At 75.5% G+C, this 24,607-nt stretch carries 27 protein-coding genes; 15 read left to right on the plus strand and 12 right to left on the minus strand.

Annotation, left to right across the window (positions count from 1 at the left end; translation table 11 throughout):
• A partial coding sequence (locus tag NF338_RS20490; RefSeq protein WP_264032436.1) for a hypothetical protein occupies nt 1-188 on the minus strand: 188 nt, incomplete at its 3' end.
• A 261-nt stretch (nt 189-449) separates the two neighbouring features.
• Here NF338_RS20490 and NF338_RS20495 point away from each other — a divergent pair.
• The gene (locus NF338_RS20495) at nt 450-959 is read left to right on the plus strand and encodes a molybdenum cofactor biosynthesis protein B (protein ID WP_264032437.1); all 510 of its coding nucleotides are present in this window, start codon (nt 450-452) and stop codon (nt 957-959) included.
• A gap of 10 nt (nt 960-969) precedes the next feature.
• Here NF338_RS20495 and NF338_RS20500 read toward each other — a convergent pair whose 3' ends face one another.
• The 4 genes from NF338_RS20500 to moaC are packed head-to-tail and all read right to left on the minus strand — an operon-like array spanning nt 970 to nt 2,635.
• Nucleotides 970-1,206 carry a MoaD/ThiS family protein gene (locus NF338_RS20500; RefSeq protein ID WP_264032438.1) on the minus strand — a complete coding sequence of 79 codons (237 nt, stop codon included), beginning with the start codon at nt 1,204-1,206 and terminating at the stop codon, nt 970-972.
• A 3-nt stretch (nt 1,207-1,209) separates the two neighbouring features.
• On the minus strand, nt 1,210-1,503 hold the full coding sequence (locus tag NF338_RS20505) for a DUF6457 domain-containing protein (protein WP_264032439.1): 294 nt from the start codon (nt 1,501-1,503) through the stop codon (nt 1,210-1,212).
• Entirely contained in the window at nt 1,500-2,156 is a 657-nt protein-coding gene (locus NF338_RS20510; protein WP_264032440.1) for a molybdenum cofactor guanylyltransferase, read from the minus strand. Before NF338_RS20510 ends, NF338_RS20505 begins: the two co-directional genes overlap by 4 nt.
• Complete coding sequence (moaC, locus tag NF338_RS20515; RefSeq protein ID WP_047233669.1) at nt 2,153-2,635, minus strand: cyclic pyranopterin monophosphate synthase MoaC; 483 nt, start codon at nt 2,633-2,635, stop codon at nt 2,153-2,155. Before moaC ends, NF338_RS20510 begins: the two co-directional genes overlap by 4 nt.
• A gap of 89 nt (nt 2,636-2,724) precedes the next feature.
• On the opposite strand from moaC, the gene NF338_RS20520 reads away from it, so the two are divergent.
• A complete protein-coding gene (locus NF338_RS20520; RefSeq protein ID WP_264032441.1) occupies nt 2,725-3,396 on the plus strand; it encodes an AIM24 family protein in 672 nt (223 codons plus the stop codon).
• Nucleotides 3,397-3,405: 9 nt separating this feature from the next.
• Here NF338_RS20520 and glp read toward each other — a convergent pair whose 3' ends face one another.
• Nucleotides 3,406-4,737: a gephyrin-like molybdotransferase Glp gene (gene glp, locus NF338_RS20525; RefSeq protein ID WP_264032442.1), complete on the minus strand. Its 1,332-nt coding sequence runs from the start codon at nt 4,735-4,737 to the stop codon at nt 3,406-3,408.
• A 106-nt stretch (nt 4,738-4,843) separates the two neighbouring features.
• Here glp and NF338_RS20530 point away from each other — a divergent pair, with 106 nt between their 5' ends.
• The 3 genes from NF338_RS20530 to NF338_RS20540 all read left to right on the plus strand — a co-directional run bounded on the left by NF338_RS20530 (nt 4,844) and on the right by NF338_RS20540 (nt 7,632).
• Nucleotides 4,844-5,596: a PAS and ANTAR domain-containing protein gene (locus tag NF338_RS20530; protein ID WP_264032443.1), complete on the plus strand. Its 753-nt coding sequence runs from the start codon at nt 4,844-4,846 to the stop codon at nt 5,594-5,596.
• Nucleotides 5,597-5,633: 37 nt separating this feature from the next.
• Nucleotides 5,634-6,494 carry an SDR family oxidoreductase gene (locus NF338_RS20535; protein ID WP_264032444.1) on the plus strand — a complete coding sequence of 287 codons (861 nt, stop codon included), beginning with the start codon at nt 5,634-5,636 and terminating at the stop codon, nt 6,492-6,494.
• 322 nt (nt 6,495-6,816) lie between these two features.
• Nucleotides 6,817-7,632, plus strand: coding sequence for a GAF and ANTAR domain-containing protein (locus NF338_RS20540; protein WP_264032445.1), 816 nt, complete (start codon nt 6,817-6,819; stop codon nt 7,630-7,632).
• A gap of 66 nt (nt 7,633-7,698) precedes the next feature.
• Here NF338_RS20540 and NF338_RS20545 read toward each other — a convergent pair whose 3' ends face one another.
• Nucleotides 7,699-8,433: a PAS and ANTAR domain-containing protein gene (locus NF338_RS20545; protein WP_264032446.1), complete on the minus strand. Its 735-nt coding sequence runs from the start codon at nt 8,431-8,433 to the stop codon at nt 7,699-7,701.
• A 92-nt stretch (nt 8,434-8,525) separates the two neighbouring features.
• Here NF338_RS20545 and NF338_RS20550 point away from each other — a divergent pair, with 92 nt between their 5' ends.
• The 4 genes from NF338_RS20550 to NF338_RS20565 all read left to right on the plus strand — a co-directional run bounded on the left by NF338_RS20550 (nt 8,526) and on the right by NF338_RS20565 (nt 13,550).
• On the plus strand, nt 8,526-9,011 hold the full coding sequence (locus NF338_RS20550; protein WP_264032447.1) for a DUF6328 family protein: 486 nt from the start codon (nt 8,526-8,528) through the stop codon (nt 9,009-9,011).
• Between the two features lie 383 nt (nt 9,012-9,394).
• Nucleotides 9,395-10,237: a hypothetical protein gene (locus NF338_RS20555; protein WP_264032448.1), complete on the plus strand. Its 843-nt coding sequence runs from the start codon at nt 9,395-9,397 to the stop codon at nt 10,235-10,237.
• Nucleotides 10,238-10,269: 32 nt separating this feature from the next.
• Nucleotides 10,270-11,505: a peptidoglycan-binding domain-containing protein gene (locus NF338_RS20560; protein ID WP_264032449.1), complete on the plus strand. Its 1,236-nt coding sequence runs from the start codon at nt 10,270-10,272 to the stop codon at nt 11,503-11,505.
• Complete coding sequence (locus tag NF338_RS20565; protein WP_264032450.1) at nt 11,502-13,550, plus strand: ABC transporter ATP-binding protein/permease; 2,049 nt, start codon at nt 11,502-11,504, stop codon at nt 13,548-13,550. Before NF338_RS20560 ends, NF338_RS20565 begins: the two co-directional genes overlap by 4 nt.
• A gap of 69 nt (nt 13,551-13,619) precedes the next feature.
• Here NF338_RS20565 and NF338_RS20570 read toward each other — a convergent pair whose 3' ends face one another.
• The gene (locus NF338_RS20570; RefSeq protein WP_264032451.1) at nt 13,620-14,861 is read right to left on the minus strand and encodes an MFS transporter; all 1,242 of its coding nucleotides are present in this window, start codon (nt 14,859-14,861) and stop codon (nt 13,620-13,622) included.
• A gap of 117 nt (nt 14,862-14,978) precedes the next feature.
• Between NF338_RS20570 and NF338_RS20575 the strand changes: the two genes are divergently transcribed.
• The 6 genes from NF338_RS20575 to NF338_RS20600 all read left to right on the plus strand — a co-directional run bounded on the left by NF338_RS20575 (nt 14,979) and on the right by NF338_RS20600 (nt 19,157).
• Nucleotides 14,979-15,683 (plus strand): DUF1361 domain-containing protein, encoded by a 705-nt coding sequence (locus tag NF338_RS20575; RefSeq protein ID WP_264032452.1) that lies wholly within the window; start codon nt 14,979-14,981, stop codon nt 15,681-15,683.
• A gap of 33 nt (nt 15,684-15,716) precedes the next feature.
• A complete protein-coding gene (locus NF338_RS20580) occupies nt 15,717-16,415 on the plus strand; it encodes a hypothetical protein (protein ID WP_264032453.1) in 699 nt (232 codons plus the stop codon).
• Nucleotides 16,412-17,113, plus strand: a complete 702-nt coding sequence (locus tag NF338_RS20585; RefSeq protein ID WP_264032455.1) for a DUF4352 domain-containing protein — start codon at nt 16,412-16,414, stop codon at nt 17,111-17,113. Before NF338_RS20580 ends, NF338_RS20585 begins: the two co-directional genes overlap by 4 nt.
• On the plus strand, nt 17,110-17,691 hold the full coding sequence (locus NF338_RS20590; protein WP_264032456.1) for a hypothetical protein: 582 nt from the start codon (nt 17,110-17,112) through the stop codon (nt 17,689-17,691). Before NF338_RS20585 ends, NF338_RS20590 begins: the two co-directional genes overlap by 4 nt.
• An 84-nt stretch (nt 17,692-17,775) precedes the next feature.
• Nucleotides 17,776-18,735, plus strand: a complete 960-nt coding sequence (locus NF338_RS20595; protein WP_264032457.1) for a hypothetical protein — start codon at nt 17,776-17,778, stop codon at nt 18,733-18,735.
• Nucleotides 18,732-19,157 carry a GntR family transcriptional regulator gene (locus tag NF338_RS20600; RefSeq protein WP_264032458.1) on the plus strand — a complete coding sequence of 142 codons (426 nt, stop codon included), beginning with the start codon at nt 18,732-18,734 and terminating at the stop codon, nt 19,155-19,157. The genes NF338_RS20595 and NF338_RS20600 overlap by 4 nt, the downstream gene beginning before the upstream one ends.
• Here NF338_RS20600 and NF338_RS20605 read toward each other — a convergent pair.
• The 4 genes from NF338_RS20605 to NF338_RS20620 form a co-directional block, all read right to left on the minus strand.
• Entirely contained in the window at nt 19,146-20,618 is a 1,473-nt protein-coding gene (locus tag NF338_RS20605) for a hypothetical protein (protein ID WP_264032459.1), read from the minus strand. The two genes, NF338_RS20600 and NF338_RS20605, sit on opposite strands and share 12 nt — an antisense overlap.
• Before the next feature lie 91 nt (nt 20,619-20,709).
• Entirely contained in the window at nt 20,710-20,988 is a 279-nt protein-coding gene (locus NF338_RS20610; RefSeq protein ID WP_087470065.1) for a DUF4235 domain-containing protein, read from the minus strand.
• Nucleotides 20,989-21,185: 197 nt separating this feature from the next.
• Nucleotides 21,186-23,717 carry an ABC transporter permease gene (locus tag NF338_RS20615; protein WP_264032460.1) on the minus strand — a complete coding sequence of 844 codons (2,532 nt, stop codon included), beginning with the start codon at nt 23,715-23,717 and terminating at the stop codon, nt 21,186-21,188.
• Nucleotides 23,717-24,598, minus strand: a complete 882-nt coding sequence (locus NF338_RS20620; protein ID WP_264032461.1) for an ABC transporter ATP-binding protein — start codon at nt 24,596-24,598, stop codon at nt 23,717-23,719. The genes NF338_RS20615 and NF338_RS20620 overlap by 1 nt, the downstream gene beginning before the upstream one ends.
• Nucleotides 24,599-24,607: the final 9 nt, after the last annotated feature.

Here is a 24,607-nt window from a genome sequence, read left to right on the forward strand (position 1 = left end):
GTGCAGTTCACGCCGTGGGTGGAGCGCACGACCTTGTCGTGGGACCAGCGGTCGCGGTAGAACACGTCGCCCTGGCGCCCGCCGGTCAGGAACACCTGCCGCAGGTCGTCCGACACCTTCCCGCGCCGCAGGTGCTTGCCGAGCCGCAGCAGCGCGTCCTCGACCGGGCCGTCCGCCGTCGTCGTCATGCCGCGCTCCCGCCGCCGACCGTCGCGGAGGGCCGGGAACTCAGCGGCCGCGAGGGTCCGCGCACCGGCGACGCTGACGGCACGGACACGTACGACATGCGGGCCTCCTGGGGCGAGCAGGGACGGCGGGGGTCGGTCCACAGCCACTATGCCCAGAACGGGCGGATCGCGCGCGCCGAGCGCGCCCCCGTCCGACGCGCCGTCCGACATCCCGCCCGACGCCACGCCCGGTCCGGCCACGCGGGTCGCTACCGTGGCGCCATGAGCGCACCCACCGGACCGGCCGCGGACGCGACCGTCGTCGTCGTCACCGTGTCCGACCGCTGCTCGCGCGGTGAGGCGGAGGACCGCTCGGGCCCGCTCCTGGCGGGGCTCCTCGGGGCGGCGGGCTGGGCGGTCGTCACGGACCTCGTGCCCGACGGCGTCGACTCGGTCCGCGACGCCGTCGCCCGCGCCGTGGCCGGGGGAGCACGCGTCGTGCTCACGACCGGCGGGACCGGCGTCGGCCCGCGCGACCTCACGCCCGAGGGGACGCGCGAGATCGTGGAGCAGGAGGTTCCCGGGATCGCCGAGGAGCTGCGCCGGCGCGGCGCCGCGCACGTCCCGGCGGCCGTGCTGTCGCGCGGGCTCGCGGGGATCACGTCAGGCCCGCAGGGCCGGGTGCTCGTCGTGAACCTGCCCGGCTCGACGGGCGGCGTGCGCGACGGCTGGGCGGTGCTCGAGCCGCTCCTGCCGCACGTGCTCGCGCAGCTCGACGGCGGCGACCACTGACGAGCGGGCGTCAGCCGCCCGCGAAGGGTGGGAGCACGTCGACCGGCTGGTCCGGGACGAGCGGGGTGTCGTCGCTCGACGCCCGCACGCCGCCGACCAGCAGCGAGCAGCGGGGGAGCACGTCCGCCAGGGCGGCGTGCCGCGCGACGAGCGCGGCGTACAGCTCGCCGACCGTCGTCGCGTCGACGCTCTCCGTCTCGGTGCCGGCGGCCTCGCGCGCCCCGGCGAAGTAGCGGACGGTCGCCATCGCTCAGCCCTGCGTCTCGGTCTGCGGCGCGGTGCCGGGCAGCTCGGGCTCCGGTGTCCACGCGAGCGCGAGCGCGGCGGCGCGGTCGAGGACGTCCTGCACGGTGCGGCCCGACCCGTCGTGCGCGGCGAGGCCGGCGACGTAGCCCGCGACGAACGTCGTGAGGGGTGCGGCGGGACGCTCGATGCCGTGCGCGGCGTCGCGCGCGAGGTCGAGGATCGCGCCGATGTCGACCACCTGGGGGTCGAGGTCGAGGTCGCTCGCCAGCGCGTCGACCCAGCGCTCGAGGTTCGTCATCGTGCCCTCCTGCTGTCGTCCGGGGTGTCGTCGGGCTCCGGTGCCGCACCCGCGCCCAGGCGGCGGTCCTGCTCGCGGGCATCTTCCCACGTGTCGACGTCGTCGGTGGCGCCGTCCTCGTCGGGGACGGCGAGCGCGGGCAGCCCGGCGACCAGGCGGCGCACCGACGCGCCGTGCACCGCGGGCAGGGCGCCGAGCGCGCCCTGGAGCGCCGCGCGCTCGTAGAGCCCCACGAGCCACTGGTCGCGCCCGTCGCGCACGCCGTGCACGGCCACCTCGTGGGTCCGGTGGCGCGCCGCGGCGAGCAGCGCGGGCACCGCCTCCGCGGCCCGGGGGACGTCGCACGCGAGGACGAGCACCCAGGGCGCGCCGCCGTCGTCGGGCCCGGGCAGAGCGCCCAGCCCGGCCGCGATGCCGGCGACAGGCCCCCCGAACGGCGGGTCCTCGCGCGTCAGGGCGTAGCGGGCGGGGTCGGCGAGCTCGTCCGGCCCGACGACGACGGTCCGCACCGCGCCGGCGGTCGCCGCGAGCGCGTGCTCCAGCAGGGGACGACCCCCGACGACGACGCCCGGCTTGGGCGTCCCGAGCCGCTCCGCACGGCCCCCGGCCAGCACGACGGCGTCGAAGACGAACGCCGGGCGGGGCTCCGTCACGGCTCGCGGTGCCAGTCGCCGGACTTTCCGCCGGTCTTGGCGACGAGGCGCACGTCCGTGAGCTCGACGGACTTGTCGAGCCCCTTGACCATGTCGACGACCGCGAGCCCCGCGACCGCCACGGCGGTGAGCGCCTCCATCTCGACGCCCGTGCGGTCGGCGGTGCGCACGGTCGCGGTGACGTCGACGCCGTGGTCGCCCACGACGAGGTCGACGACCGCGCCGTGCACGCCGATGACGTGCGCGAGCGGCAGCAGCTCGGCCGTCCGCTTGGCGCCCGCGATGCCCGCGATGCGTGCGACGGCGAGCACGTCGCCCTTGGGGACGGTGCCGTCGCGCAGCGCCGCGACGATCTCCGGCGAGCACCGCACGACGCCGGTCGCCGTCGCGGAACGGACGGTGGGCTGCTTGGCGGTGACGTCGACCATGCGCGCGTGCCCGCGCTCGTCCAGGTGCGTGAAGTCGTGCGTGGGGCTCATGGCGCCACTCTCGCACGCGCGACCCGCCGCGCGGACGGGCCGGAGGACCCGCGCGTGCGCCGGCCGTCCGCACCCGCGAGGATCGGTGCATGCGCAGCTCACTCCTCGACCATGCCGAGCGCTCCGTCGAGCCCGGCTCCTTCCAGCTCCAGAACGACCGCATGCTCAAGGTGGACCTCCGCGGCACGGGCGGGTTCTTCTTCGCCAGGCAGGGCTCGATGGTCGCCTACCAGGGCGACGTCGACTTCGCGTACGAGGGCAGCGGCGGCCTCGGCAAGATGTTCAAGAAGGCGTTCACCGGCGAGGGCATGTCGCTCATGAAGGTGTCCGGCAGCGGCGACGTCTTCCTCGCGCAGGAGGCCGACCAGGTCTTCGTGCTGCACCTGGAGGACGAGGGCGTGACCGTCAACGGCGCCAACGTGCTCGCGTTCGAGAGCTCGCTGACGTGGGACATCAACCGCGTCGAGGGCGCGTCGATGCTCAGCGGCGGGCTGTTCAACACGACGTTCACCGGCACCGGCGCGCTCGCCGTGACGGCGTTCGGCACGCCCGTCGTGCTCGACGTCGACGTGCCGACGTACGTCGACATGCAGGCCGCCGTCCTGTGGTCCACGTCACTGCAGTCGTCGATCCGCAAGACGGCGAAGCTCGCCGCCGCGATCGGCCGCGGGTCGGGCGAGGCGTACCAGCTCGCGCTCGCGGGGCAGGGGATCGTCGTCGTGCAGGCGTCGGAGGGCCACCCGCCGCCCGCGCAGAAGTGACCCCGGCGGTCAGCCCAGGAGCAGGACCCGGACGGCGTCGCCGGGCTCGACCGACGTGACGTCCGCGCCGACGACGGCGAGCGCGTCGGCGTGCGCGAGCGCGCTCACGCGGTGCGAGCCGGAGCCCCGCGCCTCCGCCGGGTCCGGCCCCCGGTCGCGGTGCCGGCCCGCGGGGACGACCTGACCGCCGTCGGGCACGGTGTGCCGCACGAGCACGAGCTGCTCGCGCCCGGACGGCGACGACCAGCCCTCCGCGGCGACGCGCTCCACGAGCGCGCGGCCCGTGCCGGGGACGCCCCGGAGGCGGTCGAGGACCGGCCGGACGAACAGCTCGAACGACACGAACGCGCTCACCGGGTTGCCGGGCAGCGCGAGCCACGGGACGCCGCGCCACCGCGCGAGGCCCTGCGGCTTGCCGGGCTGCATCCCGACGGCGACGAGCCGCGCGTCGTCGACCGCGTCCGCCCAGGCCGTGCCGTGCCGGGTCCCGGGGTCCAGGACCTCGCGCACGACGTCGAACGCGCCCGCGCTCACGCCGCCCGTGCTGACGAGGAGGTCGGGCGGGGCGCCGTCGAACGCGCCCAGCAGGTCGTCGAGGGCCGCGACGAGCGCGGTGGCCGTGTCGCCGACCGCGCCCCGCCGCACGACGCGCGCCCCGGCCGCGCGCGCCGACGCGGCGAGCAGGACCGAGTTGGAGTCGGGGATCCGACCCGGACCCGGCGCGGTTCCCGGCGCGACGAGCTCGCTCCCCGTGGAGAGCACGGCGACGCGCGGCGCGCGGTGCACCCGCACGGTCGCGTGCCCCGCGGACGCCGCCACCGAGACGTGCCGCGCCGTCAGCACGGCCCCCGCCCCGACGACCACGTCGCCGCGGCGCACGTCCTCGCCCTGCGCCCGCACGTTGCTGCGCGACGCGTCGTGGACCTCGATCGTCGCGGGGCCGCTCCCCGGTGCCCCGGGCGTGAACCGCCCGGTCGACGTGCGCTCGACCGGGACCACGACGTCGGCGCCGCGCGGCACCGGTGCCCCGGTCATGATCCGGACCGCCTCGCCGACCCCGAGGAGGGCGTCGAGCCCCGGCGCCCCGGCCGCGACGTCGCCGACCACGCGCAGCGCGACGGGCGAGCCGGTCGTGGCCCCGGCCACGTCGGCCGACCGCACCGCGTACCCGTCCATCGCGGACGCGTCGAACGCGGGCGCGTCGAGCGTCGAGACGACGTCGGCGGCGAGGACCGCCCCGACCGCGTCCTCGAGCCGCACGTCCGTCGGGGGCGTCGGGCGGACGAGCGCGAGCGCGTCGTCGGCGTGCTGGGCGATCGTCCGGCGCGGCTCGCGGGTCATGCCCCGCACCGTAGCCGAGCCCGGGTGCCGTCCGCCGATGGGTGGGCTAGGTTGGGGACCGGAGTCATGAAGCGGCCCGCAGCCCCCCGAACCTTGGGAGGACACCATGGCCTCGATCTCCGTGACCACCACCCTCAGCCCTGAGCAGACCGCGCCCGTGCGCCCCGCAGCCCTCGCCGAGGTGCTCGCCGTGGGCACGCACCTGCTCGTGGGGCAGTACCGCGTCGAGCTCGGCACGGGGACGTGGTGGTGGTCGGACGAGGTGTACACGATGCACGGCTGGACGCCGGGGGACGTCGAGCCGAGCCTGGACGCGCTGCGCTCGCGCAAGCACCCGGACGACCGTGCCCGCGTCGTCCGCGCCGCGACGGACGCGATCCGCTCCGGCCGCCCCTTCTCGTGCGCGCACCGCATCGTCGACGGGCACGGCAAGGCCCGCTCGGTCGTCGTGACGGGCCAGGGCCGCCGGGACGCCCGCGGCCGCGTCGTCGAGATCGCGGGCTACGTCGTCGACGTCAGCCCGACCCACAAGGAAGCGCTGGAGCGCGAGTCGCAGCGCGCCGTGACGCGGGCGTTCGTCAGCCAGGCCGCCGTCGAGCAGGTCAAGGGCGTGCTCATGGCCGTGCACGGCGTCGGCGACGTCGCGGCCGGCCAGCTCCTCGCCGAGGCCGCGGGCGAGGCCGGCGTCCCGGTCCAGGAGACGGCGGCGCAGGTCATGCGCGCGCTGAGCAAGGCCGGCGGGGTGGGCCCGACGGCCGAGGCGACGGTCGCGGGGGCGCTCGCCGCCGTGCGCCCGGTCGCCCGGCCCCGCGCGCACGACGCCCAGCTCGCCCGACGTCGCGAGCCCGCACGCTCGTGAGCAGAAGGCCAGGACCTCGACGGAACGGAGGCACGACATGACGGAGGAGACCGCCTTCCCGGCCCAGCAGCAGGAGCCGCCCGGCCTCACGAGGCCGATGGACCCGGCGCCGGACCACGGCGAGGAGTCGTACCGGGGGAGCGGGAGGCTCGAGGGCCTGCGCGCGCTCGTGACCGGCGGCGACTCGGGCATCGGCCGCGCCGTCGCGATCGCCTACGCGCGCGAGGGCGCCGACGTCGCCGTCGGTTACCTGCCCGAGGAGCAGGAGGACGCCGAGGAGACCGCGCGCTGGGTTCGCGAGGCGGGCCGCACGTGCGCGCTCCTGCCCGGCGACCTGACCGACGAGGCGACCGCCCGCGGGCTGCCCCGGCGCGCCGTCGAGGAGCTCGGCGGGCTCGACGTCCTCGTCAACAACGCCGGGTTCCAGATGGCGCGACGCGAGTCCATCGAGGACGTCACGACCGAGGAGATCGACCGCGTCCTCAAGACGAACCTCTACGCGCTGCTCTGGATCACCCAGTCGGCGCTCGAGCACCTGGGGGAGGGGTCGGCGATCGTCAACAACTCGTCGATCCAGGCCTACCAGCCCTCCACGTCGCTGCTCGACTACGCGTCGACCAAGGCCGCGATCAACAACCTCACGGTGAACCTCGCCGCCGAGCTCGGGCCGCGGGGCATCCGGGTCAACGCGGTCGCTCCCGGACCCATCTGGACGCCGCTCCAGCCGGCGACCCAGCCCGAGGAGAAGATCGAGAAGTTCGGTCAGGACACGCCGCTGGGGCGGGCCGGACAGCCCGCGGAGGTCGCGCCGGCGTTCGTCTTCCTCGCCTCGCCGACGGACGCGAGCTACGTCTCCGGCACCGTCCTCGGGGTGACGGGAGGCAAGCCCGTGTTCTAGGCCTGGAAGAGACCTCCCCGCGCGGGCCACGGACGGATCGGCCGAGGGCCGCGACCCGCCCGGGAGGGTCGGAGGGCGGGCGTTCGCGCCCGCCCGGGGGCGGGTCCGTCGCGAGAGCGACGGTGCCCGTGGGACACCAGCCGCCACGCCCTGTGCGGGCGAGACGGCCACCGCCCCCGACCCGCCCGGGCCCCCTGCCCGGGCGGGGCCTCCGGCACGACCGGTGAGGCGGGCCGCGCACTGCGTCGCGGCCCGCCTCGCCGGGTACCGGGCGCCGCGTGCGCGAACTACGCTGGGGCCCGGAGCCGTGAGGGAGGCCGGGATGACGAGCATCGAGCAGAGCGTCGAGCAGGGCACGGTCGGGATGCCCGCGGGCCCCGGCGCCACCGTTCCCACGCCGCAGGCGGAGACCGTCGCCGGGGTGCCGGAGATCCTGGGCGGCGCCGAGGAGCAGAGCATCGCCGGGCTCGTCGCGGACGCCGCGCGGGCCCTGGCCGACGAGCCGACCCTCCAGCAGACGCTCGACCGCGTCGTCGAGCTCGCCGTCTCGATGGTGGACGGGTGCGAGTCCGCGGGCATCTCGCTCGTCACCCGGGGGCGCATCGAAAGCCCCGCCGTGTCCGACCCGCTCGTCGCGCGCGGCGACGCGCTCCAGTACGAGCTCCGCGAGGGACCCTGCCTGGACGCGGTGCACGACCACGCGCTCGTCGAGTCGGGCGACATCGAGACCGACGCGCGGTGGCCGCTGTGGGCGCCGACCGTCGCGCGCGAGCTCGGGGTCCGGTCGATGCTGTGCGTGCAGCTCTACACGTCGGAGAACGCGCACGGCGCGCTCAACATGTACTCGACGTCGCCCGACGCGTTCGGAGCCGACGACCACCACCTCGCGTCCACGTTCGCCGCCGTCGCGGCGGCCGCGATCTCGGCCGCGCGGACCGAGGAGCAGCTCCAGTCCGCCGTCCAGACGCGCACCCTCATCGGGCAGGCGCAGGGCATCATCATGGAGCGCTACTCGCTCACAGCAGGGCGCGCGTTCGCGGTGATGAGCCGGGTGTCCCAGGACGCGAACATCCGGCTCGTCGACATCGCGCGCCAGATCGTCGAGACGCGGCGCATCCCCGGGGTCGGGACGGACTGAGGCGGGTCGCTCGCGTCCCGGCGCCGACGGTTCGAGCCCGGCCGGGCGTCGGACGGGCCGGCCCGGTCAACCGAGGGGTGACCGGGGCCGGGCGTCGTCCACCTCGCCGAGGAGCCGGTCGACGCGGCGCCGGGTCGCCTCGTCCGCGGCTCCGTGCCCGCCGGCCGCGCCGTCGACGACACCCGCGACGAGCCGCCGGGCGAGCTCGCGCACCGGCACGTTCGCGTCGTTCGAGCGGCGGCGCAGCACCTCGAACGCGTCGTCCGGCCCGATCGCGAGCGTCGTCATGAGGACGCCCTTCGCCTGCTCGATCACCGAGCGGGACGCGTCCGCCGCGCGGATCGACGCCGTCGCCTCCCGACGCGCCGCCTCCTGGTGCGCGGTCGTCAGGTCGACGAAGTACCCGACCACGGCCGACCACGTGACCCCGCCGTCGAGGCGGCGACCCTGCGCGGCGACGGCGAGCGTGCGAGTCCGCCCCGTCGCGTCCACGATGCGGTGCATGGACCCGAACGGCTCACCGGTACGCGCCGCCTGCGCGAGCTCGCTCGCGACGCGCTCACGGTCTTCGGGGTGCTTGTGGGAGAGGACGAGAGCCGTCGTCGGGACGACCTCGCCGGGCGCGAAGCCGTGCATCTCGTACACCTCGTCCGACCACCACCACGTGTCCGTGGCGACGTCGACGCGGAAGCGTCCGACCGGCTGGGGGTCACCCGGGCCGAGCGCGGCGAGGAGGTCGGCGAGAGCCGGAGGGACGACGTCGTCGGGTTCCGCGACGTCGGAGGGCAGGGCAGCGTCCATCGATGGGGGTCCCCGGAGATCGATCAGGACGGAGCCGATTCCTGACCCCAGCAGGAGGAAGATTATCCCAGCGGCGACGACAGGGAGGACTCATGACCCCGCAGGTCAGCGACGGGCGTGACGAGTCGGCCGACGAACGGTCGGACCGGAACTGGGCCGAGCTGCTCCAGGAGCTGCGCGTCATGCAGATGGGCGTGCAGATCCTCACGGGGTTCCTGCTCACGCTGCCGTTCCAGCAGCGCTTCGGCGACCTCGACGCGTTCCAGACCGGCGTCTACCTCACCCTGGTGGCGCTCGCCGTGCTGTCCACCGGCCTGTTCGTCACGCCCGTGAGCCTGCACCGCGCGCTGTTCCGCAAGCACCGCAAGACGGCGCTGGTCACCCTGAGCGACCGCATCGCCCGCGTCGGCGTGCTCGTCCTCGCGTTCGTCGTCACCGGAACGGTCCTGCTCGTGGTCGACGTCGTCGTGAACCGCACCGCGGCCCTGTGGTCGAGCGGCTGCGCGCTCGTCCTGCTCGTCGGTCTCTGGTTCGTCCTCCCGCGCCTCGTCGCCCGCGACGCCACGGCCGCCCCCTGAGACGCCGCGGGCACGAGCCGAGGACGCGTGTGCCACGGGTCCTGCGCGGAGGAGGGCGGGCGTTCCGAGACGGAGCGAGCCCGATGGGTCCGTTTTGTGAGACGTCGTGGCGGTCTGCCAGGATGTGCCGCGTCCGCCCTCAGGAAGGGGGCGAGGGCAGGGGAACGCGATGAGGCGAAGATCAGGGGCCTGGTCATCGCGGGTCTGCTGGCGCGCCGCGGCACCGGCGGCCTTGCGGCCAGCCACGGTGGCGACGTTCGACTGCCCGGTCGAGCAGAGGAGTCGAGCGTCGAATGGTACGTCGGGGATTGTCAGGGCTCGTCGGTGGGGCGGCCGTCTGCCTGCTGGTCGCGGGGTGTGCTCCGAGCGCACCGGACGGGTCCGTGGAGCCTCAGGGAACGGCCGCAGGGCAGGTCGAGGCGGCCGGACCGGTCGAGGGTGAGAAGAACCGGATGCGGTGGGCGCTGCCCCTGGACACGTACTGGGTCGACCAGGCTCTCGGCAGCGCGGCCGAGGCCGTGCTGGTCGAGGAATGCATGCGGGACAACGGGTTCGACTACCGCCGCCCCATGGTCGATGTCTCGGTGCGCTCGGAGACCAAGCTCGCCGGTCAGCAGCACCTGTTCAACGTCGAGACGGCCGCGCAGTGGGGTTACTCCGGAGCGCCCGACCCGAACGCCGCCATCATCAGGGCGGCGAGCGAGGCGGCGATGTCCTGGCCGGCGGAGCAGGACGAGCAGTACTGGTCGTGCCTCGACGAGGCGCGGAAGGAGCTGCCGACGGAGGCCATGCGGATCGACAACACGCTGAGCGGCATGGGGATGTCGACCGGGATCGACGCCACGCGCGACCCTGCGGTCGTGGCGGCGGCAGAGAAGTGGGTGGCGTGCATGCAGCCGCTCGGTTTCACCGACCTCCCGTCGAGCCCGCACGGCGAGGACGGGGGGATGCCGACGATGTCGATGTCCGCGTCGTTCGGAGAGATCTACGACGGCAAGACGAACGAGCAGACCCCGGAGCAGGAGGCGGAGGAGATCCGGCTCGCGACGTTCGACGCCGAGTGCCGGGAGAGCTCCGGGTACGCGCAGGCGCTGTACGACGCGGAGTGGGAGCGTCAGGCGACGGTCGTTGCCGAGAACGAGGACGCGCTGGCCACGCTGCTCGAGGACAAGGCCGCCTACGAGAAGCAGGCCCGGGAGATCCTGGACGGGGCGGGGGTCGGGTGAGCCCTCGCCGCCGCGTCGTCGTCGGGGCTGTCGTGACCGTCTTGCTCGTCGGGGGGCTCGTGGGCGGGTGGTTCGCGGCGGCGAGCTTCCAGTCCTCCGTCCAGGTCGCGGCGAACGCCGCGCCCCCGCCGCCCGGTGACATCGTGGCGGAGGTGACCTTCGGTGCGCTGTCGGAGCAGATCACTGCGCGGTCGGACGTCGTGCGCGAGTCGGCGGCGAGCGTCCAGGTCGCCGCCGGGAGCGGTGACCAGTCCGTGGTGACGGCCGTCGGGGTCTCGGCGGGTTCCGAGCTGCGGGCGGGCGCAGTCGTGCTGGAGGTCAGCGGCCGTCCCGTCATCGCCACCACCGGGGCGTTCCCGTACTACCGCGACCTCGTCGAAGGAGCGACCGGCCCCGACGTCGAGCAGCTCCAGCGCTTCCTTCGGGACCTCGGCTACCGAGTGGGCGGCCTGGGCGAGTTCGGCCCGCAGACCGCGCAGGCCGTGCGCCGCCTGTACCGCGACATCGGGTACGAGCCGACGACCCGTGAGGCGCCCCCCGAGGAGAACCCGGACCAGGGTGCGCAGCCGGCACCCGAACCCGCGTCCGGTGACGTCACCGTCTCGGATGGCGCGGCCCCCCAGGGCGACACCCCTGGCGCCGGAACACCCGCGTCCGGGGCCACCATGACGGGGGCCACACCTTCCGCGCCCGTCGAGCTCGTCGTCGTGCCGCGCGGCGAGCTCGTCGTCACGGGCTCGCTGCCCGCCGTCGTCGGCGCGACGCCGAACGTGGGGGACGTGCTCACGGCCGAGAACGCGACGATCACCCTCGGGCAGGGCGCAATCGTCGCGCAGGCGAAGGTGGCGGTCTCGGTCCTTCCCGTCCTCGGCGAGGGGATGACGGCGACGCTCACCGGCCCCGACGGCACGGTGCTCGAGGCGACGCTCGGCGCGATCCCCGCTCCGCCGACGGCGACGGGGGACGAGGCGGCTCCGGTCGAGGTCGGGGTGCCGTTGGTGACGGCACAGCCGATCGACGGTGCGTGGCTGGGGGCGAACGTGCTCACGACGATCACGGTGACGGCCGTGGCCGGCGAGGCCCTGCGCGTCCCGGCCCGTGCCGTCGCCGTGCACTCCGACGGCACCGCCGTCGTCCAGCGGCGCGAGTCCGACGGCTCGTTCCGCGAGGTCGAGGTCCGCGAGCTCGGGCGCCTGGGCGGGACCAGCGCCGTCGAACCCGTCGCCGCCGGCGCACTGTCGGCGGGCGACGAGGTGAAGGTCGAGTGACGACGTTCGACCTCGCGGGGATCACCAAGACGTACCCGGGCGCGCAGCCGGTCGAGGCGCTGCGTGGCGTCGACCTGCGGATCGGTCCGGGGGAGTTCCTCGCCGTCGAGGGCCCGTCCGGGAGCGGCAAGTCGACGCTCCTCAACATCCTCGCCCTCCTCGACGCGCCGACGGCCGGGACGTACCGGCTCGACGGCCGGGACGTCGCGACCCTGGGCGAGCGTGAGCGAGCGCGCCTGCGCGGGGAGACGTTCGGGTTCGTATTCCAGGGGTTCCACCTCATGGACCATCGGACGGTCGTGGACAACGTCGAGCTCGGCATGCTCTACGCCGGCGTGCCCGCGGACGAGCGTCGGCACAGGGCGCTGGAAGCGCTCGACCGCGTCGGGCTCTCGGAGACCGCGCACCGCCGCGCCATCGACCTGTCGGGCGGGCAGCGGCAGCGCGTCGCGATCGCGCGTGCCCTCTCGGTCGGGTCCGGGACGATCGTGGCCGACGAGCCGACCGGCAACCTCGACACCGCGACGTCGGAGTCCGTGCTGGAGCTCCTCACCGACCTGCACCGCACCGGCACGACGGTCGTGCTGGTCACCCACTCACCGGAGATCGCGGCTCGCGCGCAGCGGCGCCTCGTCGTGCGCGACGGCCTCATCGTCACGGACACGGGCGGCACCGGCGGCATCGAACCCGACAGCGTCGTCACGGGCGTCGTCGCCGGCAGCGGCGCGGGTGCGGGCGCGGGCGCGGGTACCGCCCCCACGAGCACGTCCGCCGCGCGCCTCGACCTCCTGCTCACCGGCCCGCCGCCGGAGGTGACGGGATCGGGCGGTGGTATGGGCCGACGTCGGGCACGACCCCGGGTCGGGTTCCGCACGGTGGTGCGTGACGCGGCGGCGTCCGTCGCCTCTCGCCGCGGGCGCACCGCCACGCTCGCGGCCTCCGTCGCGGTCGGGGTGGCCCTGGCCCTGACGACGGTCGGGCTCTCGGCGTCGGCGCAGGCCCAGGTCTCCGAGCGGTTCGACGCACGTCTCAACCGGGCCGTGACCCTGACGGTGCCCCTCGCCGCTGCCGAGGCGGGGCTGCCCGTCGTCGTCGACGGGACCGAGCCAGGCGTGTCCGGGGAGGCCGTCGCCCGCCTCGCGGACCTGCCCGGTGTGGACGCCGCGGCGCTCGTGTCCCGGAACGGGATGATGACGGTCGCCCTGCCGGGCGAGGCCGCCAGCGTGCCGGACGCCTTCCTGCTCGGCGTCGGCGACGGCATCGACCAGGCCGCGGAGCTCGGCGTCGACTGGGCAGGCGGGACGCCGGGTCCGCTCTCCGAGGGCGAGGTGCTGCTCGGGCGGGCGATCGCCGACCGGCTCGGCCTCGGGCCGCTCAGCGCTCGCCCGCAGGTCGTGCTCGACGGGCGGTCGTTCGTGGTGCGCGGCATCGTCGACGAGGGCTATCGCGTCACGAACGTCATCCAGGCGGTCATCACGCCCGTCGACGTCGCAGCGGCGCTGCGACCCGCGTCGGAGCACGAGGTCTACGTCGTCACCGCCACCGGCGCCGCCCAGCAGGTCGCGTCGCAGGCCCCGCTCGTGCTGAGGCCCAGCACCCCCGAGGTGTTCGAGGTCGTCGCGCCGCCCGACCCGCGCGGCCTGCGCGGCGAGATCGAGAACGACGTCCGGACCATCCTCCTCGTCCTCACCGGGGTCGCGATACTCGCCTCGGTCGTCTCGCTGACGAGCGCGATGACGATGTCCGTGCTCGAACGCTCCCGGGAGATTGGGATGCGGCGCGCGATCGGCGCCCAGGCGCGCCACGTGAGCCGGCTCGTCATGACGGAGGCCGCGCTCGTCGGCGTCGTTGGCGGCGTCGCTGGCGCGGCCACAGGGGTCGCCGCCCTGCTGGCGATCACCATCGCCCGACGCTGGACGCCAGTCCTCGACGTGGGGCACGTCCCGGTCGCGGTGGCGGGTGGCGTCGCCGTAGGCGTCCTCGGTGGCGTCGCGGCCTCGCTGCGCGCCCGCCGCATCCAGCCGAGCGAGGCGCTCCGGGTGTGAGCCCCCCGCCGAGATAGCGACCCCCGACCGAGAGAGCGACCGCCGATCGCTATCTCGGCCCGGGGGTCGCTACCTCGCGGCGGCGCGGGCCTGGACATCGCGGCGGACGGGGCCCAGTGTGAACAGCAGGGTGACGAGGGCGGTCAGGGCGAGGAGCGCGAAGCCGAGGCCGTAGGTGCCGTTGAGCTGGTAGACGACACCCATGAGCAGCGGCGGGATGAAGCCGCCGAGGCCGCCCGCCGCGCCGACGAGGCCGGTGACGGCGCCGACCTTCTCGACCGGCGCGACCTTCGAGACGAGCGCGAACGTCGCGCCCGACGACGCGCCGAGCGCGGCGGCGAGGCCGAGGAACGCGACGGTCCCCACCGGGACGAGCGACGGCTGGAACGCGACGACCGCGGCGAGCACCGTCACGACGGCGAAGCACACCACCGAGACGGGGACCCCGCCGAACCGGTCGGAGAGGGCGCCGCCGACGGGGCGCATGAGGACCGCGAGGACGACGAACCCGGCGGTCCGGGCGGCGGCGTCAGAGGCGGTGAGGTCGTAGGCGTTGACGAGGAACGTGGGCAGGTAGACGGAGAACGCGACGAACCCGCCGAACCCGACGGCGTACAGCCAGGAGAGCTGCAGGGTGGCGGGGAGGCGGAACGTCGCCCACGTGCGGGACCAGAACCCGCCGGCGGGGGCCGCCGCGCGGCCCGGGGGGACGCGCAGCAGGAGCCACGACACGACGGCGAACACGGCGAGGACGGCGGCGACGAGGAGGAACGGCGCGGCGTCGCCCCACGCGTCGCGGATGCGTACCGTGGTGAACGCGGAGATCGCGGTGCCGCCCATGCCCATGCCGAAGATCCCGACGGCGGTGCCGCGGCGGGCGGGCGGGTACCAGGCGTTGACGAACGGCACCCCGACGGCGAACGCGGTGCCGCCGAGGCCGAGGAAGAAGCCGCCGACGAGCAGCGCGACGAAGCTGTCCGCGACGAGCCCGACGAAGAGGACCGGAAGGATGGTCAGCGCGCTGACCAGGGGGAACATGACGCGCGCGCCGTAGCGGTCGGTGAGCGCGCCCACGGGGATGCGCCCGAGGGACCCGACGACGACCGGCACGGCGACGAGGACGGACACCTGGACGTCGGTGAGGTGGTAGAGCTGCCCGTACGCCGCGCCCAGCGGGCTGATGAGCGCCCACGCCCAGAAGTTCACGGCGAACCCGATCGTCGCGAGGACGAGCATGAGGGTCGGGGAGGGGGACGGAGACGTCGTCGTCGGGGCGGGGCCGGCGGCCCCGCTCGCGTCCTGCTGCGCCATGGCGACTCCTGGTGGGAGGTGCCCGCCGGCGGGCACGGGGAGGTCGTTGCGTCGAGCGACTCCACGCTAACGACGCTCGTCGCGCCCCGCGCGGCGAACCACCCGTACCGTGGGGGCGTGCTCGACTGGCTCTTCGGGGGCGTGGCCCTGCTCAACGTGTACGCGCTCGCCCTCGTGGTGCTGCGCGCCCCGCTCTACCGCACGCGCCTCTACCGGCCGATGCTGCTCAACATCGGGCTGTCGATCGCGCCGGTCCTGGTGCTGGGTCTGGTCGTCCTCGTGGACGCCGTGCTCATCGCGGGCGGCGCCCCGCCGTGGGTGGTCCTCACGGTCGCCGTGGCCGGCTTCCTCGTGTGGCTGCTGCTCCTGCCGAACGCCGGGTACCTCGTCACGGAGCTCAACTACAGCCACCGGCAGGAGGGCGAGGACGTCCCGCTCTGGTACGACATCGTCGCCGTGCTCACGCTCGCGATGTCGGGCGTCATGAACACGGTCGTGAACGTCTTCCTCGCGCAGGCGCTGTTCGTCATCGTGCTGTACCCGAACGACGACGACCCGTTCCACCGGCCGGCGTCGTGGATCGCCGTGCTCGTCGTCCTCGCCCTGGTGTCGGTGGGCATCTACCTGGGCCGGTACGTGCGCTTCAACAGCTGGGACCTGGCCCACCCGGTCGAGTTCGTGCGCAAGCTCGTCACGCACTTCCGGGCGCGGGGCGCCGTGCGCAACGCCCTGCTGTTCGTGCTGCTGCACACGCTGTTCTTCGCGTTCATGTACGCGATCGTCATGGGTCCCGTGACGACCCTCCTGGTCCGTGGGGCCTGACGACGGCGTCGTCCGCCCCGTAAGATGCGCGCCGTGACGTCGACCGCGCCGAGGGCCGCCCGCAGCGTCCCGCTGCTCCGCGCGGTCGTCGGGACGTGGCCGCGCCGCATCGCCCTGGCGGTCGTGCTCGGCCTCGTGGCGGGGACGGCGGCGGCCGGCGGGTTCGCGCAGCACGTCGCCGCCGAGGCGGGGCCGGCCCACGCCGCCGCGGGGGAGCCGGTGCCGACCGGACCGTTCGACCTGACGGTGCGGTCGTGGTCCGTGACGGACGCCGTGCAGGTCTCCGCGCTCGAGGACTCCGGCGCCGACGCGTGGCTGGTCGTGGTCGTGGGCGCGCTCGACACCGACCGCGAGTCCCGCCGTCTGGACCGCACCGCCGTGACGCTCCCGGCCGAGCTTCCTGGCGGCCTGGCCCTCGCGGGCGACGCGGAGCCCGACCGCCCGGACCCGACGCTGCTCGTGCGCGACGCCTCGGTCTACCCCGTCCTCCAGCCGGGCCTGCCGGAGGACGTCGCGCTGCTGTGGCCGGTGACGGTCCCGGAGGGCGGGGCCACGTCCGCCGCCCCGGACGAGCCGCTCACCGTCACCGTCCCAACGTTCCGCTACCGGGACATGACGGTCGGCGGCGGACGCCGGTGGGCCGAGACGGGCACGGTGGTGCTCGTGGACGTCCCGCCCGGCGACGTCCCGCCGGAGATCGTGGACCCGCCTGAGGACGAGGAGGCGTGGTGACCGAGCCGACCGGGGCGACGACGTCCGAGGTGACCGCCACGGCGTCTGCCGACGATGCCGCGACCGCCGGCGACCCCGCCGCGACTGCCGGTGACCCCGCCGCGGCCGTGCGTCCGCGCCGTGCCGACGTCGTCGTGACCGTCGTCCTGCTGGTCCTCGCCGTGGGCGTCGGGGCCGCCGTGGCGCGTGTCGACACCTGGTGGCCCACGCTCACGTCGACGACGACGCGTGGCGGCGTGGGCGAGGTCGTCACCGCCGGCCCGTTGCGCGTCCGCGTCGACGACGTGCGCACCGGCACGGTGCTCGAGGACGGGTTCGACACCCTGACGACCGACGGCGTCTGGGTCGCCGTCGACCTCGCGGTGTCCGGCACCACGAAGGAGGCGGGGATCGAGGCGCTCGAGCTGCGCGACGCCGAGGGGCGCGACCACGAGGCGTCGCACCGCGTGAGCAACTCGATGATGAGCACGTTCGTGGACCCGGACGTCCCCGAGGCCGGGACGGTCGTCGTCGAGGTGCCGGCGCGGGCGCTCGACGGGGACGTCGTGCTGCGCGTGCTCACGGAGCACGACGACGCGGACATCGACCGCCCGCAGGCGGTCGCCGAGATCGATCTCGGTCGGCTCGACGTCCCGGCGGCGGACGCGGTCGTCGAGGTGCTGTCGCCCGCGCTCGTCCCCGGGGGGTGGGAAGGATGAGCGGGAGGTCTGGCGGGGGACCGAGCGTGGGGTGGTGGCGCGCGAACCGGTGGTGGCTGGTCGTGCTGGCGGGAGCGCTCGCGGCCCTCGGCACGCTCACCTGGCGTTCGGACGCCGTGCAGGGGTGGTGGGCGTCGGAGCCGCACCGCGCGCACACGGCCGACGCCGAGGGCTGGGCGCAGGTCGGCGACGTCCGGGCGCGTCTCGCCGGGCTCGAGGAGGTCGACTGGCTCGACGACGGGTACGGGGACCGCATCGAGGCGCCGGAGGGCTACACGCTCTGGGCCGCCGACGTGTCGCTGCGGTCGGACGCGCCCGACGCCCCGGCCAGCGAGGAGGAGACGTACTCGTCGTGCGCGGTCGTGCTGCTCGACGCCGCCGGGCGCGAGTTCACGGCGGGGGCGTCCGCGCTCCCGGGCATGCCGTTCCCCGAGGCGCCGTTCTGCACGGGCGCCGTCTCGAGCCGCAGCACGCAGTACTTCCTCACGCCGGACGACGCCGTGCCCGCCGAGGTGCGCCTGGTCGAGCCGGAGCTGCTCCCCGCCTACTGGTCGCTGCCCGTCCCCGACGCGGCCTGACGGCCCGTGGCCCCGACGAGACGGTTGACACGGCTGCAACGAATGAGCATAGTTCATGATCAATGCTCTCTGACGGAGGTGGACATGAGCTGGGTGTCGTGGATGCTGGGGAACCCGTTGCCGTTCCCGGTCGCCCTCGCGGCCGACCTCGCCCTGCTGGCTGCGGTCGTCGTCGCGGCGCTGCTGTGGTGGGACGGGCGGCGTGCCGTCGTCCCGAGCTCGGCGGGGCGGCGCGCGGTGCGGCACGCGGCGGGGACGAGCGCCGGCGCGGGGATGCTCGTCGCCACGGGGATCCTGCTGCCGCCCTCGTACCTCTACCTCGGGCTCGTCCCGCTCGGAGCGAGGACGACGGCGGTGCTGCCGCTCGTCGCGCTCGTCGGCGCCCTGGCGGTCCACGCGGTGGGCGAGCTCACGTGGCCGCGCCCGACGCACCGGCAGCGCGAGGCGCGGCTCGTCGCGCGCTCGACGGCCGACGTCGTCCCGACGCTCACCCGCCGCCTCGCGTGGACCTGGGCCGGGGGCATAGTCGTCGCGAGCGTGGCGTTCGGCCTCCTGTCCGACGGCCCGCGCTCGATCTCCCGCGTCGTCGGCCGGTACGAGGCGTACACCGTCGCACCCTTCCCCGGGTGGCTGTGGACGGTGCCGCTCCTGGTCGCGACCGTCGTCGCCGTCGTGGCCTCGGAGGTGGTGCTGCGCCTCGTCGTGTCGCGACCGGCGGTCGAGGACGTGGACGAGGAGTGGGACATGTGGCTCCGCCGCCGGGTCGCTCGTCGCGTCGAGCGCGCCACCCAGGTCGTCCTGGGCCTGACGCTCGGCGGGCTCGTCGCGCTGGGGGGGCTCTCGCTGCGGTGGTTGGGGCTGGGGAGCGGCGACGGGGTCAGGATGGGTCCCGGGCTCAGCCCGGGCTACGTCCAGGCCGGGAACGCCCTGGTGCTCGTGGCGCTGGCCGTCGTGGTCGTGGCGGTCGTGGTCGTGGTCTGGCCGGCGCGCGACCCCGCGCCGACGGCAGCGCCGGTGCGCGAGCCCGAGGGGGCGGTCGCGTGAGCCTCGCCGTCCGCATCGACCTGGACTCCCCGACGCCGCACTACGAGCAGCTCCGCGCCCAGCTCGCAGCCCTCGTCACGGCGGGCGACCTCGCCGACGGGCAGCGCCTGCCCACGGTGCGTGCCCTCGCGAACGACCTGGGGATCGCGCCGGGCACGGTCGCGCGCACCTACCGCGACCTCGAGGCTGCGGGGCTCGTGACGACCCGGCGCCGGGTCGGGACCCTCGTGACGGCGCCGGCCGCGACGCTGTCGCGCGCGGCGGTGACGGACGCGGCGGCGCGCTTCGTGCGCCTGGCCCGGGACCACGCGCTGACGGACACCGAGATCCGTGACGTCGTCGCAGCGGCCCTGCTCGTCGACAGGCGGCCTGGCGACGACCGGTCCGGCGACGACCGGTCCGCGACGGTCTCAGCCGGCTGACGCGCCGCCCGCCGTCGTGCCGGCCCCGGTGCTGACCTCCGCGCCGGCCTCGGCCCCGACCGCTGTGCCGACCGCTGTGCCGACCGCTGTGCCGACCGCTGTCCGCGACCGGGCCACGCGTCGGGTGCGCAGCGCCGACGGCAGGCCGAGGCTCGCGAGCAGCGCGTCCGCCGCGGCGGCGAGCAGCACGGTCGTGAGCACCTGCACCACGACGGTCGCGACGATCTCGAGCGGGCCGACGAGCGCGCGCCAGGCGACGATCCCGGGTTGGCCCACGACGGCCTGCGCGGCCGTATAGACGACCTGCTCGCCGAGCGTCAGGAGTGCGAACGCGACGCAGAAGAGCAGCACGGCGCTCCACCTGCTGCGCCACAGCATGCCGACGGCGCCCACGAGGCCGCCGAACCGTCGGCCGGGGTCGAGCATGAGCTCCCAGGCCTTGCGCGCGCCGCTCTCTCCGAGCGTCCGGTTGAACCGGTCGACGACGCGCGTCGCGCGGCCCGCCGGCTCGCCGCCACCCTGCGCCGCGTGCGCCGGGTCGACGACGTCGATCGCCTCGACGCCGTAGACGATCGTGCCGAGGGTGAGCCACGCGAGCGGCACGACGAGGCCCGTCACGACGCCCGCGAGGAGGAGGGACGTCGTCGGGCCCAGGGCGTCGACGATCGGCTTGAGCACGTCGACGCGCGCGACGACGCCGTCCCACCAGGTCGTGGTCTCGACGACGACCACGCGCGACGTCCACCACTCGCGCACGCGACCGACGACGGCGGTGACGGTGAACGCGCCGACGACGATCCACACGACCTCGCAGTAGCCCGCCGCGATGCGGACCGCGGCGGAGCGCGCGCTGCGCTGCGTGTCGCCGCCCGCCGCGGAGATGCCGCGGTCGACGCGCTTGGCGAGGCGCTCGAGCAGCGTGCGGGCGAGCAGGGCGCCCGCGACGACGAGCACGACGGTGAGCCCGAACCCCTCCGGGATGGGGCTCGCCGTCTCGATCCCGGACCCGGCCGCGAACGCGTGGTCGAGCGCCGCGGAGTCGATGTAGGACTGCCAGTCGGACGACAGGCCGCCGTAGAACTCGTAGATGACGAGGTAGGGGACGAGGACCGACGCGATCGAGCCGAGGAGCGCCCGCACCTCGAGCCGGTCGCGCGCGGTCCGCGGCTCGCGGCGCAGGACGTGCAGCATCACGACGATCCCGACGACCGTCGCGAGCGGCGAGAAGCACAGCACGAGCAGGCCGAGCACGCCCGACGACGGCGCGACGGCGAGCGCGGCGCGCAGCGCGAGCTCGTGCACGACCTCGGCGAGCAGCGCGACCGCGACGAGCGCGGGCCAGTGCCGGGTCAGCAGGCGGCCGGCGTCGGCGAGGACGCGCGCGCCGGAGCGCAGGACCGGGTCCTGGGGGACCGTCGTCCTGCTCGCGGGGCTCTCAGGGGTCGCCGGTGGGGCCGTCACGCGCGCCAGGGTACCGGGGCGTCACCGAACCCGGGGTCGTTCCCCACGTCGTGACGATCGTGAGGAACGACCCCGGGTTCGGGCGGTGGGCCTACGACGCGCGCGACGCGAGGCGGGCGACGACGCGCTTGGCCTCCTTGCCGGCGAACCGGCGCGCGAGGACGCCGACGCCGGCGGCGACGGCGGCGAACGTGACCGCGGAGACGATGCCGACCTCGTCGTCGTCGAGGTCCTTCGGGGCGTCGTGACCGGTGACCTTGGCCCAGATGAACGTGACGAGCTTCTGCGCGGCCCAGCCCGCGGCGAAGGTGAGGGCGACGGTCCCGACCTTCACGGCCAGGGTCTGCTCGGTCTCGGTCGTGTCGGCCACGAGGGGTCCTCCGTGAGTCGGGGCGCCGGTCGGCGCGGGCGTGGTCCCACCGTAGTGCGAACCGTCGGCCCCCGCGCCGCCCGGCGCGCGCCGCACTCGCGGCCCGACGTCGCGAGACGCGAGAAGTGGCCCTCTGGCCGCCCCCGTGGAGGGCCACTTCTCGCCTTTCGTCACCGCCTTCGCGTCGTCGCTCCGGGCTACTCCTGGCTCACCGCGTCGAGCACGGGCAGCCGGGCCGCGCGCGTCGCGGGCCAGGCCGCCGCCACGACCCCGACGACGGCGGCGAGCGCGAGCATCGCCCCGAGCTGTGCCCACGGCACGGCGAGGGTCGTGAAGCCCTCGTCCGCGAGCACCGAGGGCAGCGCGGCGGCGAGGCCCGTCCCCACGACCAGCCCGACGGCCGTCCCGAAGACCGCGACCAGCACGGACTCGATGACGATCGTCGTGGCGAGCTGGGCGCGCCCCAGCCCGACGGCGCGCAGGAGCCCGATCTCGCGCGTCCGCTCGACGACGGACAGGGCCAGTGTGTTGACGATCCCGAGCACCGCGACGAGCACGGACAGGCCGAGCAGGGCGTAGACGATCGCGAGGATCGACTCGACCTGGGACGCGACCTCTCCCGCGAACTCGTCGGCGTCGAGCACGCTCGCCACGACGTACGGTGCGACGGCGTCCGTCACCCCGTCCCGGACGGCCGCGACGTCGGCGCCCGGCTCGACGTCGAGGAACAGCATCTCGGGGGTCGTCGCGCCCACCGCGGCGGCGACGTCCGGCGGCAGGAGCATGTCGACGGAGAACGCGTGGGAGTCGATCACCGCGCCGATGCGGACGTCGTGCGCCGGGAGGTCCGGCCGGGTGGGGTCGGCGATCGTCACGACGTCGCCGAGGGCCCAGCCGTGCTCGTCGAGCGCGTCCGCCATCACGGCGGCCTCCCCGCGGGCGTACGCGTCGAGGTCGCCCTCGACCGCCGTCGTGCGGACCGAGCGGCCGAAGCCCTCGGCGGGGAACCCGACGACGAGCTGCGGCTCATCGTCGACGACCACCTGGCCGTACGTCGTGAGGTCCGCGGACGCGACGCCGGGCACGGCGCGGACGTCGGCCGCGACGCCTTCGGGCAGGTACGGGGTCGCGGACCGGACGACGAGGTCGGCGGCCGTCTCCTCGTCGACGATGCCGGTCACGGACTCGCGTGCCGAGAGCGCGAGGACGGACGTCGTCGACACGAGCGCCATCCCCACGACGAGCGCCCCGGCGGTCGCGGCCGTGCGGCGCGGCTGGCGCGTCACGTTGCCGCGCGCGAGCCCGCCGAGCGGCCGGACCAGCGCGACGAACGGCGCGGCGAGGACCCCGAGCACGGGGCCGACCGCGAGCGGGGAGAGCAGCAGCACGCCCGCGATCACCCCGACCGCGCCGAGGCCGAGGAGCGGTGCCCCGCCGCTCCCGACCGCCGCGGCGCCCACCACGAGCCCGGTGCCTGCGAGCATGGTCAGCGTCCCCGCGACCACCCGGGCGACGCCCGGACCGGCGGGCCGCACGACGTCGGCCCGCATCGCCTCCACGGGCCGGACGAGCGCCGCGTGGCGCGCGGGCAGGGCCGCCGCCACGACGGACACCACGACCCCGACGACGAGCGGGACCACGATCCCGACGGTCGTCACGGGCAGCGACCCGGCGAGCTCCATGCCCACCGCGCCGAGCCCGGCCCGCGCGAGCTCGGCGAGCCCGAACCCGGCCGCGACGCCCAGCACCGCCCCGACGACCCCGACGACCGCGGCCTGCCCCAGCACCGAGGCGAACACCTGGGCGGGCGACGTCCCGACGGCGCGCAGGAGCGCGAGCTCGCGCGTGCGGCGGCGCACGTGCATCGCGAACGTGTTGGTGATGATGAACGTGCCGACGAACAGCGCGAGCGCGGCGAACACGAGCAGGAACGTCGAGACGAAGCCGAGCTGGTCGGCGATGGCGCTGCTCGTCTCGTCGCGCAGCTCCGCGCCCGTCACGGCCTCGGCGTCGCCGGGGAGCGCCCCCGCGACGGCGTCGCGCAGCGTCTCGGGCGAGACGCCGTCGGCGGCGTACAGGGCGATCGACGGCACCATGCCATCCGGCGCGTACGTCATCGCGGCGGTCGTCGTGTCGAGCAGGACGATCGTCGCACCCGCCATCGGCGCGGACAGCGAGAGCTCGCCGACCACGCGCACGGGGTGCACCGCGTCGCCGAGCACGACGTCGGTCGTGTCGCCCACGGCGAGCCCGGACGCCTCGAGCGTCGCGGACTCGAGCGCGACCTCGCTGCCGTTCTCCGGCGCCCGGCCGTCGACCACGCGCGGCCCGGGGTCGCGCGGGTCGTACCCGATCGCCATGCTCGGCGCCTGCGTGCTGAGCACGGCGGTGCCGTCGGCGCCCACGAGGACGGCGGGGCCGCTCACCTCCGCGAGCGCGAGGTCGACGTCGTCCCGCTCGTCGAGCGTGCCGGCCAGGTCGGCCGGGACCAGGCTCCGGGAGCCGCCGAGCTGCGCCGGGTCCTCGAGCGCGGACCCGGCGGCGGACGCGCCGCGCACGTACGCGTCGGCCTGGATCGACGACGCGACGATGCCGTCGAACGTCGACGCGAGCATCGCGCGCAGCGCGAACGTGCCCGTGACGAACGCGACGCCGATCGTCACCGCGAGCACGGACAGCACGAGCTGTGCGCCGTGCGCGCGCACGCCGCGCAGCGCGATCCGGCCCATCATCGGACGGCCGCCGGTTCGGACGCGGCCGGGGCGGCGTGCGCGCCCGTCGGCGCCGCCGGCGTGAGGGCGCCGAGCGTGTCGAGGACGGCCTGCGGCGTGGGGTCGCGCAGCTCGGTCACGAGCCGCCCGTCCGCGAGGAACAGCACGCGGTGCGCGTACGACGCCGCCGTCGGGTCGTGCGTGACCATGGCGACGGACTGGCCGAGGTCGTCCACCGAGGCGCGCAGGAAGCCCAGCACCTCGGCGGCGGCGCGCGAGTCGAGGTTGCCCGTCGGCTCGTCCGCGAACACGACCGCCGGCCGGGACACGAGCGCCCGCGCGCACGCGACGCGCTGCTGCTGCCCGCCCGAGAGCTCCGCCGGGCGGTGCCCGAGCCGCGGGCGCAGGCCGACGGCGTCGACCACGCGGTCGAACCACTCCCGGTCCACGGGCCGGCGCGCGACGGCGAGCGGGAGCACGATGTTCTCCTCCGCCGTGAGCGTCGGCACGAGGTTGAACGACTGGAAGACGAACCCGATGCGCGTGCGCCGCAGCCGCGTCAGGCGCCGCTCGCTCATCGCCGAGACCGTCTCGCCGTCCACGACGACGGTCCCCGCCGTGGGGGAGTCCAGCCCGGCGAGGCAGTGCATGAGGGTCGACTTGCCCGACCCGGACGGGCCCATGATCGCGGTCAGGCGCCCCCGCTCGAGGTCGACGTCGACGCCGTCCAGTGCGCGCACCGTCGCCTCGCCGCGCCCGTAGGTCTTCACGAGGCCCCGCGCGGTGGCGATCACGGGACGCTCCGGCGTGGTCCCGGAGGCTCCTGCGGTTCCCGTGGCGTGCTCCGCGGACGTGACGACGGTCGTCGTCGCACCCGTCGTCCCAGGTCTGCTGCTCATCGGTCCTTC

The sequence above is a fragment of the Cellulosimicrobium sp. SH8 genome (assembly GCF_025818875.1).
In the GTDB taxonomy this organism is placed as follows: Bacteria; Actinomycetota; Actinomycetes; order Actinomycetales; family Cellulomonadaceae; genus Cellulosimicrobium; species Cellulosimicrobium cellulans_D.

Coding starts and splice junctions, on each gene's coding strand:
- NF338_RS20495 (WP_264032437.1), top strand. CDS start 450: ATGAGCGCACCCACCGGACCGGCCGCGGACGCGACCGTCGTCGTCGTC.
- NF338_RS20500 (WP_264032438.1), bottom strand. CDS start 1,206: ATGGCGACCGTCCGCTACTTCGCCGGGGCGCGCGAGGCCGCCGGCACC.
- NF338_RS20505 (WP_264032439.1), bottom strand. CDS start 1,503: ATGACGAACCTCGAGCGCTGGGTCGACGCGCTGGCGAGCGACCTCGAC.
- moaC (WP_047233669.1), bottom strand. CDS start 2,635: ATGAGCCCCACGCACGACTTCACGCACCTGGACGAGCGCGGGCACGCG.
- NF338_RS20520 (WP_264032441.1), top strand. CDS start 2,725: ATGCGCAGCTCACTCCTCGACCATGCCGAGCGCTCCGTCGAGCCCGGC.
- glp (WP_264032442.1), bottom strand. CDS start 4,737: ATGACCCGCGAGCCGCGCCGGACGATCGCCCAGCACGCCGACGACGCG.
- NF338_RS20530 (WP_264032443.1), top strand. CDS start 4,844: ATGGCCTCGATCTCCGTGACCACCACCCTCAGCCCTGAGCAGACCGCG.
- NF338_RS20535 (WP_264032444.1), top strand. CDS start 5,634: ATGACGGAGGAGACCGCCTTCCCGGCCCAGCAGCAGGAGCCGCCCGGC.
- NF338_RS20540 (WP_264032445.1), top strand. CDS start 6,817: ATGACGAGCATCGAGCAGAGCGTCGAGCAGGGCACGGTCGGGATGCCC.
- NF338_RS20545 (WP_264032446.1), bottom strand. CDS start 8,433: ATGGACGCTGCCCTGCCCTCCGACGTCGCGGAACCCGACGACGTCGTC.
- NF338_RS20550 (WP_264032447.1), top strand. CDS start 8,526: ATGACCCCGCAGGTCAGCGACGGGCGTGACGAGTCGGCCGACGAACGG.
- NF338_RS20570 (WP_264032451.1), bottom strand. CDS start 14,861: ATGGCGCAGCAGGACGCGAGCGGGGCCGCCGGCCCCGCCCCGACGACG.
- NF338_RS20590 (WP_264032456.1), top strand. CDS start 17,110: ATGAGCGGGAGGTCTGGCGGGGGACCGAGCGTGGGGTGGTGGCGCGCG.
- NF338_RS20595 (WP_264032457.1), top strand. CDS start 17,776: ATGAGCTGGGTGTCGTGGATGCTGGGGAACCCGTTGCCGTTCCCGGTC.
- NF338_RS20615 (WP_264032460.1), bottom strand. CDS start 23,717: ATGGGCCGGATCGCGCTGCGCGGCGTGCGCGCGCACGGCGCACAGCTC.
- NF338_RS20620 (WP_264032461.1), bottom strand. CDS start 24,598: ATGAGCAGCAGACCTGGGACGACGGGTGCGACGACGACCGTCGTCACG.